This is a genomic window from Candidatus Methanoperedens sp. BLZ2 (assembly GCF_002487355.1).
In the GTDB taxonomy this organism is placed as follows: domain Archaea; phylum Halobacteriota; class Methanosarcinia; order Methanosarcinales; family Methanoperedenaceae; genus Methanoperedens.
In genome coordinates this window covers 42,195-58,437 of record NZ_NTMG01000027.1, presented here as the reverse complement: position 1 = coordinate 58,437, position 16,243 = coordinate 42,195, and the positions used below count along the sequence as shown (strand labels likewise).

19 protein-coding genes and 1 pseudogene are annotated in these 16,243 nt (G+C 40.4%); 15 read left to right on the top strand and 5 right to left on the bottom strand.

Annotated elements, in window-relative coordinates; all coding sequences use genetic code 11:
• Positions 1-6 precede the first annotated feature (6 nt).
• Positions 7-240, top strand: a complete 234-nt coding sequence (locus tag CL181_RS04295) for a hypothetical protein (RefSeq protein ID WP_141398788.1) — start codon at positions 7-9, stop codon at positions 238-240.
• A 72-nt stretch (positions 241-312) separates the two neighbouring features.
• Entirely contained in the window at positions 313-690 is a 378-nt protein-coding gene (locus tag CL181_RS04290) for a hypothetical protein (RefSeq protein WP_141398787.1), read from the top strand.
• A gap of 40 nt (positions 691-730) precedes the next feature.
• On the opposite strand, the gene CL181_RS04285 is transcribed toward CL181_RS04290, so the two are convergent.
• The 3 genes and pseudogenes from CL181_RS04285 to CL181_RS21040 all read right to left on the bottom strand — a co-directional run bounded on the left by CL181_RS04285 (position 731) and on the right by CL181_RS21040 (position 1,696).
• A complete protein-coding gene (locus tag CL181_RS04285) occupies positions 731-922 on the bottom strand; it encodes a hypothetical protein (protein WP_097298004.1) in 192 nt (63 codons plus the stop codon).
• Positions 923-1,316: 394 nt separating this feature from the next.
• Positions 1,317-1,442: a hypothetical protein gene (locus tag CL181_RS21045; protein ID WP_255251413.1), complete on the bottom strand. Its 126-nt coding sequence runs from the start codon at positions 1,440-1,442 to the stop codon at positions 1,317-1,319.
• A gap of 11 nt (positions 1,443-1,453) precedes the next feature.
• Positions 1,454-1,696: pseudogene (locus CL181_RS21040) on the bottom strand (PDDEXK nuclease domain-containing protein).
• Positions 1,697-1,894: 198 nt separating this feature from the next.
• Between CL181_RS21040 and CL181_RS04275 the strand changes: the two are divergent.
• From CL181_RS04275 to CL181_RS04255, 5 genes are read left to right on the top strand one after another with little or no spacing between them, the layout of a single operon-like run.
• A complete protein-coding gene (locus tag CL181_RS04275; protein ID WP_097298003.1) occupies positions 1,895-4,126 on the top strand; it encodes a CDC48 family AAA ATPase in 2,232 nt (743 codons plus the stop codon).
• Positions 4,127-4,169: 43 nt separating this feature from the next.
• Positions 4,170-4,433, top strand: coding sequence for a PRC-barrel domain-containing protein (locus tag CL181_RS04270; protein ID WP_097298002.1), 264 nt, complete (start codon positions 4,170-4,172; stop codon positions 4,431-4,433).
• 35 nt (positions 4,434-4,468) lie between these two features.
• Complete coding sequence (locus CL181_RS04265; RefSeq protein ID WP_097298001.1) at positions 4,469-5,869, top strand: D-aminoacyl-tRNA deacylase; 1,401 nt, start codon at positions 4,469-4,471, stop codon at positions 5,867-5,869.
• The gene (gene ftsZ / locus CL181_RS04260) at positions 5,857-6,948 is read left to right on the top strand and encodes a cell division protein FtsZ (protein ID WP_097298000.1); all 1,092 of its coding nucleotides are present in this window, start codon (positions 5,857-5,859) and stop codon (positions 6,946-6,948) included. The genes CL181_RS04265 and ftsZ overlap by 13 nt, the downstream gene beginning before the upstream one ends.
• A gap of 29 nt (positions 6,949-6,977) precedes the next feature.
• On the top strand, positions 6,978-7,706 hold the full coding sequence (locus tag CL181_RS04255) for a 7-carboxy-7-deazaguanine synthase QueE (protein WP_097297999.1): 729 nt from the start codon (positions 6,978-6,980) through the stop codon (positions 7,704-7,706).
• On the opposite strand, the gene CL181_RS04250 is transcribed toward CL181_RS04255, so the two are convergent.
• On the bottom strand, positions 7,703-8,212 hold the full coding sequence (locus CL181_RS04250) for a hypothetical protein (RefSeq protein WP_141398786.1): 510 nt from the start codon (positions 8,210-8,212) through the stop codon (positions 7,703-7,705). The two genes, CL181_RS04255 and CL181_RS04250, sit on opposite strands and share 4 nt — an antisense overlap.
• Positions 8,213-8,319: 107 nt before the next feature.
• Here CL181_RS04250 and CL181_RS04245 point away from each other — a divergent pair, with 107 nt between their 5' ends.
• The 4 genes from CL181_RS04245 to CL181_RS04235 all read left to right on the top strand — a co-directional run bounded on the left by CL181_RS04245 (position 8,320) and on the right by CL181_RS04235 (position 10,023).
• Positions 8,320-8,754 carry a PPC domain-containing DNA-binding protein gene (locus CL181_RS04245; protein WP_097297997.1) on the top strand — a complete coding sequence of 145 codons (435 nt, stop codon included), beginning with the start codon at positions 8,320-8,322 and terminating at the stop codon, positions 8,752-8,754.
• Between the two features lie 85 nt (positions 8,755-8,839).
• Positions 8,840-9,289, top strand: a complete 450-nt coding sequence (locus tag CL181_RS04240) for a flavodoxin domain-containing protein (protein ID WP_097297996.1) — start codon at positions 8,840-8,842, stop codon at positions 9,287-9,289.
• Positions 9,277-9,432 carry a hypothetical protein gene (locus CL181_RS20100; RefSeq protein ID WP_176505052.1) on the top strand — a complete coding sequence of 52 codons (156 nt, stop codon included), beginning with the start codon at positions 9,277-9,279 and terminating at the stop codon, positions 9,430-9,432. The genes CL181_RS04240 and CL181_RS20100 overlap by 13 nt, the downstream gene beginning before the upstream one ends.
• Positions 9,433-9,645: 213 nt before the next feature.
• Positions 9,646-10,023, top strand: coding sequence for a roadblock/LC7 domain-containing protein (locus CL181_RS04235; RefSeq protein WP_097297995.1), 378 nt, complete (start codon positions 9,646-9,648; stop codon positions 10,021-10,023).
• Positions 10,024-10,025: 2 nt separating this feature from the next.
• On the opposite strand, the gene rbcL is transcribed toward CL181_RS04235, so the two are convergent.
• Complete coding sequence (rbcL, locus tag CL181_RS04230; protein ID WP_097297994.1) at positions 10,026-11,318, bottom strand: type III ribulose-bisphosphate carboxylase; 1,293 nt, start codon at positions 11,316-11,318, stop codon at positions 10,026-10,028.
• 345 nt (positions 11,319-11,663) lie between these two features.
• Here rbcL and CL181_RS04225 point away from each other — a divergent pair, with 345 nt between their 5' ends.
• The 4 genes from CL181_RS04225 (at position 11,664) to CL181_RS04210 (ending at position 16,201) form a co-directional block, all read left to right on the top strand.
• Complete coding sequence (locus tag CL181_RS04225; RefSeq protein WP_141398785.1) at positions 11,664-13,085, top strand: PGF-pre-PGF domain-containing protein; 1,422 nt, start codon at positions 11,664-11,666, stop codon at positions 13,083-13,085.
• A gap of 129 nt (positions 13,086-13,214) precedes the next feature.
• Positions 13,215-14,138, top strand: coding sequence for a glycosyltransferase (locus CL181_RS04220; RefSeq protein WP_176505051.1), 924 nt, complete (start codon positions 13,215-13,217; stop codon positions 14,136-14,138).
• Positions 14,139-14,208: 70 nt separating this feature from the next.
• Positions 14,209-15,036, top strand: coding sequence for a glycosyltransferase (locus tag CL181_RS04215; RefSeq protein ID WP_097297991.1), 828 nt, complete (start codon positions 14,209-14,211; stop codon positions 15,034-15,036).
• 1 nt (position 15,037) lies between these two features.
• The gene (locus CL181_RS04210; RefSeq protein ID WP_097297990.1) at positions 15,038-16,201 is read left to right on the top strand and encodes a glycosyltransferase; all 1,164 of its coding nucleotides are present in this window, start codon (positions 15,038-15,040) and stop codon (positions 16,199-16,201) included.
• The last annotated feature ends 42 nt before the right edge of the window (positions 16,202-16,243 follow it).

Genomic DNA, 16,243 nt, shown 5'->3' with positions numbered 1-16,243 from the left:
GCCTTAATGTTTCGAAATAAGCCAACGAACAATAACCTTCGTCCCTGGTTATATAAAGCCTCAAAAGAAGAACGGATGGAAATGGCAAGGCAGATAGCCTCAACAGTTGAAACAACTGATGAGGAACTATCTTATTTTGATACTGCGAACCTTGAGGATATGCCAAAAGAGGAAAGGACGTGGCTTGCGAAGAAGATTGTTTCATCTATTCCGCATGGGCGCGGATATACGGGATGTTAGGGGGGATGGGGGCGTTAAAATGCAAATTGCAGACTATTTTATAAAATATGTAATATCAAAAAGTGCCGATTTATGAGCAAAGAAATACAAACGGTTTCGTCAGATATAATGCAGAAACCAACGGCCAACGAACTAACTCTTGCAGATCTTATAAAACTTGGTGAACCTCTTCTAAAAAGTTGGACTGAAGCTGAAAATGAAAAACATCGGCGTGAGCTTGAGTATGAAAATAATCGGCTTCAAATTGTGGCAAAACAAAATCGTTTGATTACTTTTGGTTTATTTGCTGTCTTAGGTTTAGTTCTTATTAATGCTGGAATTCTCTTTTATTTTGGACGGGATTCAATAGCTATGGATTTGATTAAGTTAATTGTAGGTATTGGGGGAGCAGCTTTTGGAGGATATGGTTGGGCGATAACAAGGCGTAAAGAAGAGGAAGAACAATTATGAAATGTAATTTTTATTTTATATCAAGATTGAAGTTATTGATTCACAACTCCCCCTTAAATGCCCTATCCAGCACAGCCGGCAGCAGCGCATCCAGTTCGGCGCCGGTTTCTGCCTGGAGGCGCCTGAGTGCGTCCACCTTTGCCTGAAGCTCCTCGAGGTAGGCGACGATAAGGAGCTGTTCGGGAAGGGGCGGGATTGGAATAACTTTTTGATGTAAAAAGCTCTGTGGCACACGCTGTTGCCCTGCGTCCCTTTGAAATGGGTCTCAGCATCTTTTCTGAAATCTTTATGGCGCATCAAAATATAGAGCCACCGTCCTATAATTTTAGGTCCTGGTCGCAAAACATGGAATTCGGTTGAACCGAAGCCAATACTGTTTGCAAGCCCGTCTGCTATGGCGATCTTACCGTTTTGCATACAAAGAGTGATTCGAGCAAATATGATATCACCATTATTAAACCAAGTATAACCTTTCGATACAAATCAGTTTTCCCTCTTCTTGAAGGATTAACTTCTGCGAATTGTGGAATATTTCCGAATTCCCACTCTGAGTTATTGGCATTGGTTTCAAGTATTTGACTTGCTCACGAATTTAGATTTGACAGACACTGTCTGGCGAATTTGATTCACTCTACATCCCCCAGCAGCTTCGCAATTTGCTCAGGTGCAGGAAGCTGACCCCTCAATTCCTTTGGCAGAGTTGTAACCATGCGATACGCACCCACGCCGATGGGCTTATTCGACTCCCTCAATGCGTATTCCACTATGGTCTTGTTCTTGATTTACACAGGATAATGCCAATAGAGGGCTTTTCATCTTCCATCCTGACTTTATCATCCAGTACAGCAAGATAAAACTGCATCTTTCCGACATATTCCGGGATGAATTTACCTATCTTGAGTTAGATTGCCACATGGCATTTCAACGCCCTGTGATAAAGCAAAAGGTCAATGAAGTATTCCTCACCGCTGACCTCAAGCCTGTGACTGCCAAGAAAGGCAAACACAACCAAATAAATTAGATTCTAATCTCATATCAAAAATGGTACGAGCATATTAAGCCAGGTAGATGCTCACCGCACTATTCCTTTAGAGCACCCTTAAAACCTCTGGCATATATTTTTATCCATGTGATACAATTAGATAACCTGATAAAATCTATTAAGAAAATATCTGAGAAGGAATATATCTGAGGGGATATAAAAATGGACGAAAATGATGGAAAACAACTTACTGTTGCAAAAGCATATCCGAATGATTCGGGAAGAGGAATAGCACGGCTTGACCCGCATACCCTGATGGTCTTGCAGCTGATACCCGGTGACATAATTGAGATCGAAGGGAAAAAATCAACCGCTGCAAAGGTCTGGCGAGCTGACCGGAATGACTGGGAAGAAAATATCATTCGTATAGACGGTTTTATACGGCAGAATGCAGGGGTTGGTATCGGTGATACAATCAAACTGAGAAAAGCAAATGTCCAGCCTGCACAAAAGGTAATTCTTGCGCCGCCTGAAGGTACTTCCATACAATTCGGCGGGGATGCTGAAGAAATGGTAAAACGCCAGATCATGAAACGCCCTATCAGCAAAGGAGATATAATCCCTGTAATGAGTACGATGGCGCATCCATTTCTGGGCAGGGTCGTTACAGGGCAGGCAATACCCCTGATCGCTATTGAAGCCGAACCCGAAGGTATCATTTTAGTTACTGATAAGACAGAAATAACACTCAGGGAGAAACCTGTTGTTCTTGATGTAACAGGGACAGGGATCACTTATGAAGACATCGGGGGCCTGGGTGATGAGATCCAGCGCCTGCGCGAGATGATAGAACTTCCCATGAAACACCCTGAAGTATTTGAACGATTGGGTATCGAACCGCCCAAGGGTGTTTTGATGCATGGCCCTCCCGGCACTGGAAAAACACTCATTGCAAGAGCAGTAGCAAATGAATCCGGGGCCAATTTCTTTTCTATTGCGGGTCCTGAGATCATGAGCAAATATTACGGGGAGAGCGAGCAGCGGCTTCGGGAGATATTCGATCAGGCAAACAAAGCTGCGCCTTCCATTATATTCATTGATGAACTGGATTCCATTGCCCCGAAAAGGGAAGAAGTAACTGGTGAAGTTGAGCGGCGCGTGGTCGCACAGCTCCTTACAATGATGGACGGGCTGGAAGAAAGAGGCCAGGTGGTTGTGATCGGCGCAACAAACCGCATTGATGCTATTGACCCGGCGCTTCGCAGACCCGGAAGATTTGATCGCGAGATAGAGATCGGTGTCCCGGACAGGCTTGACAGGATCGAGATCTTTCAGATACATACAAGAGGTATGCCGCTTTCCGATGAAGTGAATATTGAATACATCTCCAACAGGACGCATGGGTTTGTAGGTGCGGATATTTCGGCTCTTGCCAAGGAAGCAGCTATGAAAGCGCTAAGAAGATATCTTCCTCAGATAAAACTTGAAGAGATCGTTCCCCGCGAAATGCTGGAAAGCATGCAGGTAACAGCCAACGATTTTGAAGAAGCATTAAAAGAAGTTGAACCCTCGGCAATGAGGGAAGTAATGATCGAGGTGCCGGATGTTGTCTGGGATGATGTTGGAGGTCTTGATGACGCCAAGCAGGAAATAAAAGAAGCAGTGGAATGGCCATTAAAATTCCCTGAGAGATTCCAAAAAATGAGCATCCGTCCGCCAAGAGGAATACTCCTTTATGGCCCTCCCGGAACTGGAAAAACGCTTATGGCAAAAGCAGTGGCCAATGAAAGTTCTGCTAATTTCATAAGTGTACGCGGCCCTCAGCTTCTATCCAAATGGGTCGGAGAATCCGAGAAAGCCATACGCGAAGTATTCAAAAAAGCACGCCAGGTTTCACCGGCAATAATTTTTCTTGACGAACTTGATGCTATCGCCCCAATCCGTGGCACTGAGTATGGCTCAAAGACATCAGAAAGGGTGATCAACCAGCTTCTCACAGAACTTGATGGAATAGAAGTCTTAAAGAATGTGGTAGTTATTGCAGCGACCAACAGGCCTGAGATAATAGACCCTGCCCTGATACGCTCAGGCAGGTTTGACAGGCTTGTCTTTATAGGGCCCCCGGAAAGGGCTGGAAGGATCGATATATTCAATATCCATCTTAAAAACCTGAAAAACGGTCATCTTTCCGATAACGTGGATATTGAAGAACTTGCAGATCTTACGGAAAATTATGTGGGATCTGATATTGAATCCCTGTGCAGGGAAGCGGCAATGCTTGCTCTCAGGGAGAATTTCGATACAGATATCGTGGAAATGAAACATTTCCGTGACGCTCTTAAGAAAGTGAGGCCTGCTCTTGCCGAAGATATGGTGGAATATTACCAGAAGCTTCAGGAACAATTTAAAGGCGGAACAAAACAGGAACAGAAGTCTTATATAGGTTACAGGTGAAAAAAGCATACTAGATGAACCCAAGGTTCATGAAGGGATTACTATGGCAAAAATACTTGCAAAAAATTTAGCTAATAAGAGAGTGATGCTTACTGACGGGTCAGAGCTGGGATATGCTACCGATGTTGTAATGGATATGCAGGGTGGAGCTTTGATATATCTTGTAGTGAAACCAACGAATAGTATAGACCTATCAAAATACAAGAAACAAAATAATTATGTATTGATACCATTCGAAGCAGTAAGGGCCGCCAAGGACTATGCAATTGTTGATAAGAAGATGATCACTGGCAGCGACTTTGATTAATTTTTTATTATATAAGAGTTGCAGAAGGCAGTGTTTTGAAAGGTGAACCAAAAATCACGATTGTCTGTTCAACCCAGGACAGGGCAAGCCAGAATATTAAGAATTGCCTTTTCTCCCTTCGAAAATGGAACAACATATCATCTGAAGAAAGTATTCCAGTTTTTGAGTATAAAGATTTCAGGATAGTGGAAATAGAAGAATCCCTGATTTTTCAAGATGGTCTTGATAAAAAGTTAGCCGGATTGGGTTATCCTGCATCGCTTATGATATTTGCTTCCAAACATAGAAGCAAAGATTTACGCGCTATTCTTACTGTACATTCTACGGGTAATGTTAATGAAGCAAAATTCGGAGGAACTCCCCGGAAACTTTCAACCGCTGCCCCTCAAGCTGTCAGGTCGCTTCTTCGCTCACTGAAAATTCTTGTTGGAAATGAAGATTATGAAGTTACTCTGGAATGTACGCACCATGGCCCAAGCGACCTTGATGTTCCATCCGTTTTTATTGAAGTGGGAAGCAGCATAGGCCAATGGCTTGATGACGTTGCAGGCCGAATAGTTGCGGAAGCCATACTTCTTTTTAAAGATAGTGATTCACCTGTAGCTGTGGGTTTCGGGGGTACGCATTATGCGCCAAGACAAACTTCGCTGATCCTTTCTACGGATGTCACTTTCGGTCACATTTTTCCCTCCTATGCCCTCGATGAACTGGATGAGACAATGATACGCCAGGCCTTTGTGAGAAGTGGAGCTGATTTTGCATATGTTGACCGCAAATCCATGAAGGGTGAGCAGCGTGAGAAGCTGAACAAGATGATTGAAGCCAGCGGTTTTGAAGTGTTAAAGGAAAGCGATATCAGGGAAATGGATGGGGTACCCTGGGAATTTTGCATGCAGTTGCGAAAAAGAGTAAAGGAGATATGCCCTGCCGGGAAACCTGTGATTACTGACGGGATAAAATGTGCCCTATCCACCTGCCAGACATGCATCTGCCCGAGGGTCAAGATCGCAAAGATCAATCCTGCACTTTTATCCGAAGCGGAAAAACTTGATAAGATCGGACTTAAAACTTTCCTATCGGACCATAATATAGCTTATATCGAATATGAAGATGGAAGATTTGCTCATATCCTTATCGGGATTGATGATTCATGCGCCAGGCTGGCTGCGGAAGAATTAAGGGATAAATGCGTGGAAATTATTAAAAAAAATTATGATGTCTCTCTGGATAAAGGAATACTGCAAATATCTGATAAAAAATTTAGTCCGGAACTGGCTAAATCACTCGGGATTGCGGATATGCAATTGTATGGGCGGCTGGCGCGGGGTGAATCCGTGATAATAGACGGAAAAACTATAAATCCAGAGATGGTGTATGAAACAAATAAAAGAGCCATTAAATTAATAAACGATGGAGAAGAAGCATGGAATCAATAATCAAAGAGGCAATATCAAGAGCAGGCGAATCTCCAATGCCAGTAATTGGGGATACGGACAAGGAACTTCTGGAAATATTAAAGGAATTAAAGACAAATATTGTTGTTATAGGATGTGGAGGATCTGGCTCGAACACGATCCAGAGAATTTCCGATGAAGGAATAATCGGGGCGGAGCTGTACGCTATCAATACAGATGCCCAGCATTTATTAAATATCCAGGTCAAAAAGAAGATCCTTATCGGGAGAAACAGGACCAGAGGGCTTGGCGCTGGAAGCCTGCCCCAGATAGGGCAGGATGCAGCCCAGGAATCAAAACCTGCGATTGAAAAAGCTGTGGGGAATGCAGATCTTGTTTTCATAACATGCGGACTTGGCGGAGGAACGGGAACGGGCTCTGCGCCTATTGTTGCAGAAATTGCGCGTGATGCAGGGGCATTGACAATAGCTGTTGTAACACTTCCATTCTCAGTCGAAGGGCAAATCCGCATGGATAATGCTGAAGCAGGACTTGAGCGCCTCCGTGATGCCGTAGATACCGTAATAGTCGTCCCGAATGACAAATTGCTTGAAGTTGTCCCTCATCTTCCTTTGCAGACAGCTTTTAAAGTATGTGATGAGGTCCTTATGCGCTCAGTAAAAGGAATAACCGAATTGATCACAAAACCCGGTCTTGTGAATCTTGATTTTGCTGATGTCAGGGTTATTATGCAAAAGAGTGGCGTTGCGATGATAGGTCTTGGTGAAGCCGAAGGCGAGAACAAAGCACTGGAATCCGTCCAGAGAGCGCTAAGGAGCCCACTCCTTGATGTTGATGTATCAGGCGCATCAGGCGCACTTGTAAATGTAGTCGGAGGGCCGGATATGACCATAGCTGAAGCTGAAAGTGTGGTCAATGAGCTTTACACACGCATTGATCCCAAAGCGAGGCTGATATGGGGCGCAATGGTTGATCCTGACCTTGAAAATGTTGTACGCACAATGGTCGTTGTTACAGGTGTTACATCACCGCAGATCCTTGGTAAGAATACCAAAGGAAATATTTCTACGGCTAAATACGGGATTGATTTTGTAAAATAGTTGAAATCAATACTATAATATTGGTATTAATGCCTGCACACATAAACGAGATATTCAATTCCATACAGGGCGAAGGTCCTTATGCAGGCATGCGCCAGGTTTTTGTCAGGTTTGAAAAATGCCAGCTGCACTGTTCTTATTGCGACACACCACAAACACGTGAAATTTCATGCTCATGCAGGATTGAGACACATGCAGGAAGTGGAGAATTCATCTTTGCGCAAACACCGCTTTATAGGCAAGAGGTTGCAGATTTTATCCGGAAATTGTGGACATCCTCAACAAAACATGTCAGCCTGACAGGCGGGGAACCATTGCTGCATGCAGATTTTATCAAGACGCTTGACCTGGAATATCCCTTATACCTTGAAACTAATTCCGGCTGTCCTGAAAAAGCGCGGGAATTAAAGGATATTATCGCAATAGCATCATGCGACATTAAATTGCCAGAACATGATTGTACCGATCATTATTCGCAACTTTTGAAAAATGAGCTTGAAACGATTTCTATTCTGAATGAGACTGCAAAGACCTTTGTAAAAGTAATAATCATGCCAGAGACTACAAAACAATCATTATCATTTGCTATCGAAGGTGTCAAATCAATCGATGATAATATACCTTTTATACTTCAGCCTGTAACTTCAGATAAAAAAGTCCCTTCATCATTATTGTTTGAACTGATGGATTTTGCCGGCGAAAAATTAAAAGATGTGCGTGCCATTGGGCAGACGCACAAGATGATGAACCTTCTTTAACTATTGGTTGCTGTGGCCAGGTTGATCACTTTCTGGGGATCGGTTGATGACCCGACTTTAATCATTGAATCTTTGGTTGTCCAGATGAGATTATATTTATCGACGGGCTTCCCATTACTTATGAACTGACTCGTAACTTTTGTTGCTTTGTGACCATTAAAGTAAATCTCAGTGAAAGGATCATAACCTGCATCCTTATACGTAGCCTTATATTCTTCCATGACAGCCTCTGGCGAATCTGTTTTGAAGACCTGGATATATATATCATCTCCAGTATCTGTCCTGTAAACTCCTTCAATAGCATTTCTTGAGAAGTTCCCAATTTCAATATTTGTTTCGTGTTTTGCCATGAATGTAAATCCTGAAGGCAAATTGACAGTAGGGATTTGATCGGATGTGACCGGGTCGGTTTTATTTACCGGATCATCAGTAGTATTATCAATACAGCCGGAAATAAAAACCACTATGGCTAAGAACAAAAATAACACAGCTATTTTTTTTAACATATTTTCTCCTGCCTTCATATATGACATGGAATAAAAAAATGTTACGGTCAAATCACCGGATAAACAGAAATCACAAGTTTTAAAATCATGATAGACATACCCCATGCATGGATTATCGCAAAGGTTCGATCGGACGTATATTTGCTGTAAGGATTGATCATGGAGAAGATGTGCTTGCAGAGCTTTCAGGGCTTGCGGTCAAAGAGGAAATTAGATCCGCTTTTTTTATCATGCTTGGCGCAATGGGAAGCGCAGACCTCGTTACAGGGCCAAAAGACAAGGTTGTTCCCCCCACAACAGTGTGGTCAAAATTCGATGACGCACGCGAAATATTAGGCGCAGGTGATATTTTCTGGGAAAACGCCGCTCCAAAGATTCATCTCCACGGGGCCGCCGGGAACAGCATGGGAATTACTATGGGTTGCATCAGGAAAGCGGCGCAGGCATTCATGGTGCTTGAGGTATTTATTGTTGAGATGGATATTGCTGCGCGAAGGGTATTTAATGAAAAAATAGGATTTTCACCGATGACATTTGAATGATCCCATCATAATTGTAAACGGTTTTGGTTGATTGTAATTGGTAAAGTACAAATACCACGAATGATAATTATAAATATGTGGGAGCATGCCAAAACTTGTAATTATCTATGGTACGGGGTCACATAATACTGAGAGGATAGCTAAGGCTATAGAAGAAGGTGCAAAAGCTGAAGGCATTGAAACAATACTGAAAAATGTCTCTTTTGCTGAAAAGAACCAGCTCATTGATGCAGATGCCATTGCCATTGGTTCACCGAATTATCGTGACGCAATGATGCCATCTGTGCAAAAATTCCTGAATGAGCTGGCTGATGTTGACCTGGCAGGGAAAATCGGGCTTGCTTTCGGGTCTTATGGATGGGGTCTTGAAGCTATACAGGCGATCAGTAAGCAATTGACATCATACGGTGTTGATATGATAAAAGATCTGGGTATAAAAAGGATGCCCGGGGATGAAGAACTTGAGATATGCAGGAGGGTTGGCTCGCTTCTTGCCTGTAAGATAAATAATAAGGAGGTAAAATGTGCAGCGTAGGTGATTCGTTCGGTGTAGAACTCGAAGGTGGAATGGAACCGCATATATATTTATGCAACCATTGCAGCAAGACATTCAAAGGCATTGGCACCAATTTGAAATGCCCGAAATGCTTTTCGACAGACATCAAATGTATTGAATAGATATAAAATTGCATGGACTGAAATCAAAAGAAAGATAACAGTCTGATAACTCGAAAATTTTTCTAATATCAGTTTACTTTTTTAATTTAATAATTTATAAAACATTTTCCACCAAAAATACCAAAATGTGCAACTGTTGCTTTTTTGCACACTTTTAAATAGTTGAAGAACATATTGTTATTTGAAGTCAATTAAATTGAGGAAGGTGCTGTAATGATAAATAAAATACGGACAATACAAATGATGGAAAGCACACTGAAAGAAATTAATAAAATTGGCGGGATAGAATCATCAGCAATAGCAAGCAGAGACGGCTTATTGATATGCTCAACATTAAGAGACCAGAAACGCGCAGAAGTACTGGTAGCAATGTCTGCTACTATGGTAGGCGCAGCAGAAGCAGCTTCGAACGAACTTGGAAACGGCATTCCTGAGACAACCATAGTGGAATCAAAAAATGGAAAAATTATTGGATATGGAGCCGGACCAAAAGCAATACTCCTTGTTATGACAAGACCTGAAACAAATCTTGGATGGGTACTTGTCGAAATGAAAAAAGCATCTGAAAAGATAAAGCAAGTCCTCGAATAATTTTATTTTGGCCTGTAATATTCCCATTTACCAAGCGCTTGCTTCAATTCCTTGTTTTTTATCGCAAATTCATTAAGGTCAGTACCATCCATTGAGGCTTCTATTGCCTGCATCACTGCCTTTGCGCCAGCTCGTGTTCCTTCCGGGTGGCCGTGAATGCCGCCGCTTACAAGCAATGTACAATCATTTCCCAGGATACTCATGACAGATGGTATCAATCCCGGATGAAGACCACCTGAAGAAACCGGAAGAGCCGGTTTTATTGAGCCCCAATCCTGCGAAAGCATGTCACCATCTTCTATTTTATAGTCACGCAGCACTCTGGCGATCTGTGTGACCTCTTTTTTGCTCCCCACAAGTTTTCCTATTGCAGTACCTGAATGAATTTCATCCACTCCTATTAAACGCATAAGTTTTGCAAGGAAATACATACTCAACCCATGTCTCGGGTTCCTGTCAAAAGCCGCATGCATCGCACGATGGGCATGTATGGCTAATCCAAGGTCGCCGCATTCATCCCGCATTGTCTGGACAGACGCTGTTCCACAAGTAACAACATCGATCATTGCGAACCTCCAGCCCGAATCATGAAGCAATTTTGCTTTTCGGATCATTTCTTTTGTCTCACCTGTGATATTCAAAAGGGCATCTTTCTCTTCGCCCGTCTCTTTTTCAGCTTTATCACGCAGTTTGGCCATTCGCATAAGCCTGTCTTCAAAGCGGTTAAAAGACGTAGAAGTCAGGTTCTCATCATCCTTTACAAGATCAAATCCTCCCATCCAGGTTTCGTATGCAACATCGGCATGTTCTGCTGCGCTAAAACCGATCTTGGGTTTTGGCACTGCACCCGTTATGGGGCGTTCTTTGATCTTCAATAAAGACCTTATTCCCTCGATACCCTGTCCTGGACCTTTGAAAGACTTAATATATTGTCGTGGAAACGATAAATCAATAAGTCTTAGATTCCGAAGAGCTTTCATCCCGAAAATATTACCTGCGATCCCGCTCAGGAGCTGAGGGGCGTTTCCAGGCTCCCAGAGGTCTATTGGGTAAGCGATCTTTACATATTTACCATTTAATTCAAATGCGCGCGCTTTTATCTTTTCAACCCGTGGAGGTAGATCATGAAGAGTGGTCCATGTGCCTGCAGAACTTTCGGAAGCTATCCTTCCTATCGCTTCTTTTTCTGTAATTCCTTTTGCAGGTTCAAAATAGTATAAACAGATCAAATCGTCTTTTGCGGGAGTATAATTAAAATCTACGAATTCGTTGTACCAATCAATTTTCGCGGTCATTCTATCACCATTCTTCAGTTATTATTTTATAAATTAAAACATTTGTTGTTCGTTGGTAGTTATCAATTCATAAGTTCGCAATTTAAATTTAACTATTTTTCATGCCAGCAGTAAACTGTGACAATTATTATTAGAGCTGAATAATGGAAACAAGAACATTGCATTCGCTCATGTTGAAATGGGGTTGAGGTACATCTAAACGGAAAAAGTATCATCTACCAATGGTTCTAGGGTGGCTCTGGTCACCACCCTACAGGCAAGGAAATCGATGATTTTAAATATCTTTAAAGATAAGGTATTGTGGGAGATAAATTTCCAATTATATCCAGTTCAGGAGTGATAAGTGTGGTAAAAGTAAAACATAGCAATCAGAAGAGACCATTTCTAGCAAGTACAATTATAACATTATTCATCGTTGTAATGCTGATAATTTCCGGGCCGGCACAAGCGGTGTCGGTCAGTATTTTAGGGCTTCAGGGCCCATATAGACAGGGCAGCAATATTCAGTTTCAAGTAAAAATTGATATTAATGATCCAGACCAGTTTGTTCCTGCGAAAGACATTACACTAAATTTGACAGGACCTGCTAATCCAGGTGCAGTTTTTTCCCTTGATGGAAAAAAGATCTCAGGTGACTCCATTATCAAAATAACAGGCTTTCAAATCCCTCAAGCAGTTGATTTTGGGTATGGCTACGGGTATGGCAAAGATAGTATCGGCTACGGCTATGGTTATGAAAGTTTCGGTTATGGCTACGGGTATGGATATGGAAGAATAACTGATTTCGGGTACGGATATGGTTATGGATATAACAGGGGAACAGGGTATGGTTACGGATATGGACCCAATTTTGGAACAGGATATGGTTACGGATATAATGCAGAAACAGGATATGGTTACGGATACGGATATGGCTACGGATACGGAAACCTCACTTATATTTATAACGTAACAATAGAAACAGCGACCCTGCCGGTTGGAGATTATAACGTAGTTGCAAGCCTCAGGGCAGAAAATAATGCAGTTACCAAAATATTTACTTCAGCCACCGGCCAATTCACGATTACACCAGCATCAACAACCTCATTCCGCGGATCCAGTGGAAGCACGGGAAGCGGTATAGTATCTTCAGAACCGTTTGACAATGTAGAATCGTCTGAAACAGCACAAATGGATCTACTGGCAGACCAGCCCGTAACATACAAGTTCTCTAATGTACCCGGAATATATGAAGTCGCAGTTGTTGGCAAAGAAAATGAAAATGGTGTCAGCTTGAGGATTGAAGCTCTAAAAGGGACATCCAGACTTGTAACAGCTGCACCTGACGGCATAGTATCCAAGAATATAAACATCTTTTCAAGCTCAAGTGGAATTAAAGATGCTCTTATCAGGCTCAAAGTGGAGAATTCCTGGATAGAAAGTAACCGTCTTTCAAGCAGCGATGTGAATATGGTCAGATGGGATGGTAGCAGGTGGGTTCAGCTTGAAACCACAGAAAAGGACAAAGACAGCACTTATACCTATTTCGAGGCAAAGACAGAATCATTCTCAAGTTTCGCGATAACAGGATCGAAAGACGCTGTGACCGGGGCAACGCCCAGGGTAACGCCCAGGGCAACGTCCAGGATAACAAGCTCCGGAGTTACTCCGGCAGTTTCTGGCGTTACTCAGGCAACTCCCGCGGCTCCGGCAAACCTTTCGCTTATTGCGATCGTTGTTGTGATCTTGATCGTTATTGGGGTCGCAGTGTACCTCAGGAGGAAATAACATCAATTTAAAGGATGGAGATGTTACTCTCCATTCCTTCTTTTGATAATCTTTTAAAAAATTTAATTTTTTCATATATGAGATTATTTCTAAAAATGTTGGAGTACCAAGAGTAGGGAGATGGCGTTTTTGGAAATCAAAACAGAAGGACTTTCGGTAATAATTCCAGCTTACAATGAAGAGGGACGGGTTCTTAAAACAATAAAACACGTCAGGGATCTTTTCAACAAAATTGGAATAGACCATGAAATAATTGTGGTGGATGATGGATCTACAGATGGTACTTTTAATGAGGCGACCTCAGAACGATTTGATAATGTTAAAATTGTAGGTTCTAAACAAAACAGAGGTAAGGGCTATGCTATAAAATATGGAATAACCTTTATAACAAAGGATCTGGTCACATTTCTTGATGCTGATATGGAACTTGATCCGGGGCAGATAAGCATCTTATTTGAGTACATGTTGAAAAACGATGCGGATATAGTAGTTGGAAGTAAGAGACATCCCTTTTCCGCGATAGAATATTATCCATTAATCAGGAGATTCTTGAGCCAGATGTACAATATCGTCTTAAGATTACTGCTGCAACTGAAAATCAGGGATACACAGGCAGGCTTCAAGTTGATGAGAAGAGAAACCGTGCAAAAAATCTTTCCAATGATGCGCGTTAAAAGATATGCTTTTGATGTGGAATTTTTAGCTTATGCCACCCGGTTTGGCTATAAAATCGTGGAAGCACCTATAATTTTGAAATTCACAAGAAAAGGATTTGGGAGGATAAATTTCAAGACCGTACTCAACATTTTTCTTGATACTGTTGCAGTAGCATCACGTTTCGGCGTATTACAATATTATACAAAAATGTTTCGCGACTCAACTATTATGCTAACAGCATTTGTGGCAGGGATGTATCTCTTCAAACAATTAATTAATCCCTATATATTTCCAGGAATAGAATCAAGAGGTTTAATAGCCTTATTTATTATTGGCTTTATAATAATTATTGTGACTTTACCATATGAATCCCTTGCAAAGAAATTTGAGAAATAATAACATGAAGATCCTTATTTTCAACTTTTGGAAATTAAAACTAACCATTCTTTTAGGAGGAGTATATTAAATGATGAATTATGAGTCACCTAAAATATCAGTAGTAATGCCAGTCTATAATGCAGAAGCGTATCTCAAAGATGCATTTAAAAGTATTTTAAACCAAACATTTACTGATTTTGAATTTATTATTGTTTATGACCCTTCTACCGATAATAGTTACAAAATAATAGAGGATTTTTCGAAGATAGATAAAAGAATTATAATCCTAAGAAATGAAAGTATATTAGGATTAGCCGAATCCAGAACAAAAGGGACGAAATATGCTAAGGGAAAATATATCGCTGTAGCCGATGCTGACGATATTTCAATATCTACAAGATTCGAGAAACAATACAAATATATGGAGAAACACAATGATTGTGGAGTCGTAGGCGGATTTATAGAGTTGTTTGACACTGAGAGTGGTAAGATTATTGGAGTGAGAAAATACTATGAAGATGATTCAAACTTGCGAAATAGAATTTTTCTATATTGCCCTATTGCACAGCCTGTTAGTATGATTAGAAAAGAGGTTTTTAATAATATTGGATATTATGACCCAAAATACCCTCTGGCTGAGGATCTGGATTTATGGTTCAGGATTGGTATGAGATACAAATTTGCCAACATACAGGAGATTTTGCTTAAATATAGGGTACATAAAAATTCTACGACGATTTCAAAAATCCAGAAAATGGAGACTATGACTCTGGAAATAAGGAACAAATACTCAAGTGGCTATGGTTATTCGATGACATTATCTGATAAAATATATAACTTCGGTATAAGTACGACTAAATATATTATACCATATAAAATTAAAATTTGGATGTTTAATTTCATGAGGAACGACTGAAATGAAAATAGCAATCCTGATTGATGAACTGATTTCCGGAGGATTCCAAAAGGTTGCTATTATGGAAACAAAATATTTCAGAAAGATGGGATATAATGCGACTCTTGTTGTCTTAAGGCGCAATAAAAAGCCAGGTTATCATGATTTACTTAATGAAAACAAAATCAGAACAATATATTTGAGCGATCGACTTCCCTGGTACTACAAGTTTAATTTCAAGTTTCCTTTATTTTCTTTTTTTTCATTTTTCCATGTTTTTTATTATTTTATAATTTACAAATTTATTAAAAACCAGGAATTTGATGTATTTATTACTCATGGGACTTACACAGCATTTTCTTCAATATCTATCTGGAGAAAAAAGCATATTCCTTATATTTGCTTTATTCATGATTCTATTATTTACATTTTAAATCAAAAGTATGGAACTAAAGTATTAGGAAAATTTCTACCATTTTTGACACCAATAGCAAATAAATTAGATGGAGAAATTATTAACAATTCAAAAACGATTTTAGCATTCCCCAACATGATTTCTGAAATGAAAAAAAATTTTCCACGATATGAAAAATATCATCCGGTCTATAACGGTTGTGAAGTTATTGATTTGAGTCAAGTTAAATATAATAAAGAAAATTATGCGATTGCTGTTACGAAATGGGATGAAGGTAAGAATTTTCAATTTCTTATTGATATGTGGACACAACTTAATAATAAAATAAAAATAAAGATTATTGGCGCTTTTTATCCGGTTGAACTGAGGGAAGAGTATCAAACATTAATATTCAAAAATAGACTTGAAAAATGGATTGAGCTGATCGGGCCAGTCAATGAGGAAGACCTGGGAAAATATTATCAAAATGCTTTATTTTTGGTTCATCCATGTCGAGAAGCCTTCGGTATGACTATATTAGAAGCAGCAGCAAGTGGTTGTCCATCGATTTTTACTATTAATTCTGGTGTAGCGGATTTGTTCCCACAAAGCATAAAAACTAAATTACCGCAAGAGAATAATATCAATGACTACATGTTTAGTATAAATTATATTTTGAATCTGAAGACAACTGAATATAATGATCTAATGAATGTGTACTATAATGTGGCTTTACAAAACTCGTGGGAAAATCATTGTAAAGATATCATTAAGTTATTCGAGACAATATAAAAAATAATTGATTGCTGCACTAAGATACGAAGTAGAGACAGA

What these genes read in the sequence shown, in the direction of transcription:
- CL181_RS04295 (WP_141398788.1), top strand. Translation starts at nt 7, where the DNA reads ATGTTTCGAAATAAGCCAACGAACAATAACCTTCGTCCCTGGTTATAT.
- CL181_RS04290 (WP_141398787.1), top strand. Translation starts at nt 313, where the DNA reads ATGAGCAAAGAAATACAAACGGTTTCGTCAGATATAATGCAGAAACCA.
- CL181_RS04275 (WP_097298003.1), top strand. Translation starts at nt 1,895, where the DNA reads ATGGACGAAAATGATGGAAAACAACTTACTGTTGCAAAAGCATATCCG.
- CL181_RS04270 (WP_097298002.1), top strand. Translation starts at nt 4,170, where the DNA reads ATGGCAAAAATACTTGCAAAAAATTTAGCTAATAAGAGAGTGATGCTT.
- ftsZ (WP_097298000.1), top strand. Translation starts at nt 5,857, where the DNA reads ATGGAATCAATAATCAAAGAGGCAATATCAAGAGCAGGCGAATCTCCA.
- CL181_RS04255 (WP_097297999.1), top strand. Translation starts at nt 6,978, where the DNA reads ATGCCTGCACACATAAACGAGATATTCAATTCCATACAGGGCGAAGGT.
- CL181_RS04250 (WP_141398786.1), bottom strand. Translation starts at nt 8,212, where the DNA reads ATGTTAAAAAAAATAGCTGTGTTATTTTTGTTCTTAGCCATAGTGGTT.
- CL181_RS04245 (WP_097297997.1), top strand. Translation starts at nt 8,320, where the DNA reads ATGGATTATCGCAAAGGTTCGATCGGACGTATATTTGCTGTAAGGATT.
- CL181_RS04240 (WP_097297996.1), top strand. Translation starts at nt 8,840, where the DNA reads ATGCCAAAACTTGTAATTATCTATGGTACGGGGTCACATAATACTGAG.
- CL181_RS20100 (WP_176505052.1), top strand. Translation starts at nt 9,277, where the DNA reads ATGTGCAGCGTAGGTGATTCGTTCGGTGTAGAACTCGAAGGTGGAATG.
- CL181_RS04235 (WP_097297995.1), top strand. Translation starts at nt 9,646, where the DNA reads ATGATAAATAAAATACGGACAATACAAATGATGGAAAGCACACTGAAA.
- rbcL (WP_097297994.1), bottom strand. Translation starts at nt 11,318, where the DNA reads ATGACCGCGAAAATTGATTGGTACAACGAATTCGTAGATTTTAATTAT.
- CL181_RS04215 (WP_097297991.1), top strand. Translation starts at nt 14,209, where the DNA reads ATGATGAATTATGAGTCACCTAAAATATCAGTAGTAATGCCAGTCTAT.
- CL181_RS04210 (WP_097297990.1), top strand. Translation starts at nt 15,038, where the DNA reads ATGAAAATAGCAATCCTGATTGATGAACTGATTTCCGGAGGATTCCAA.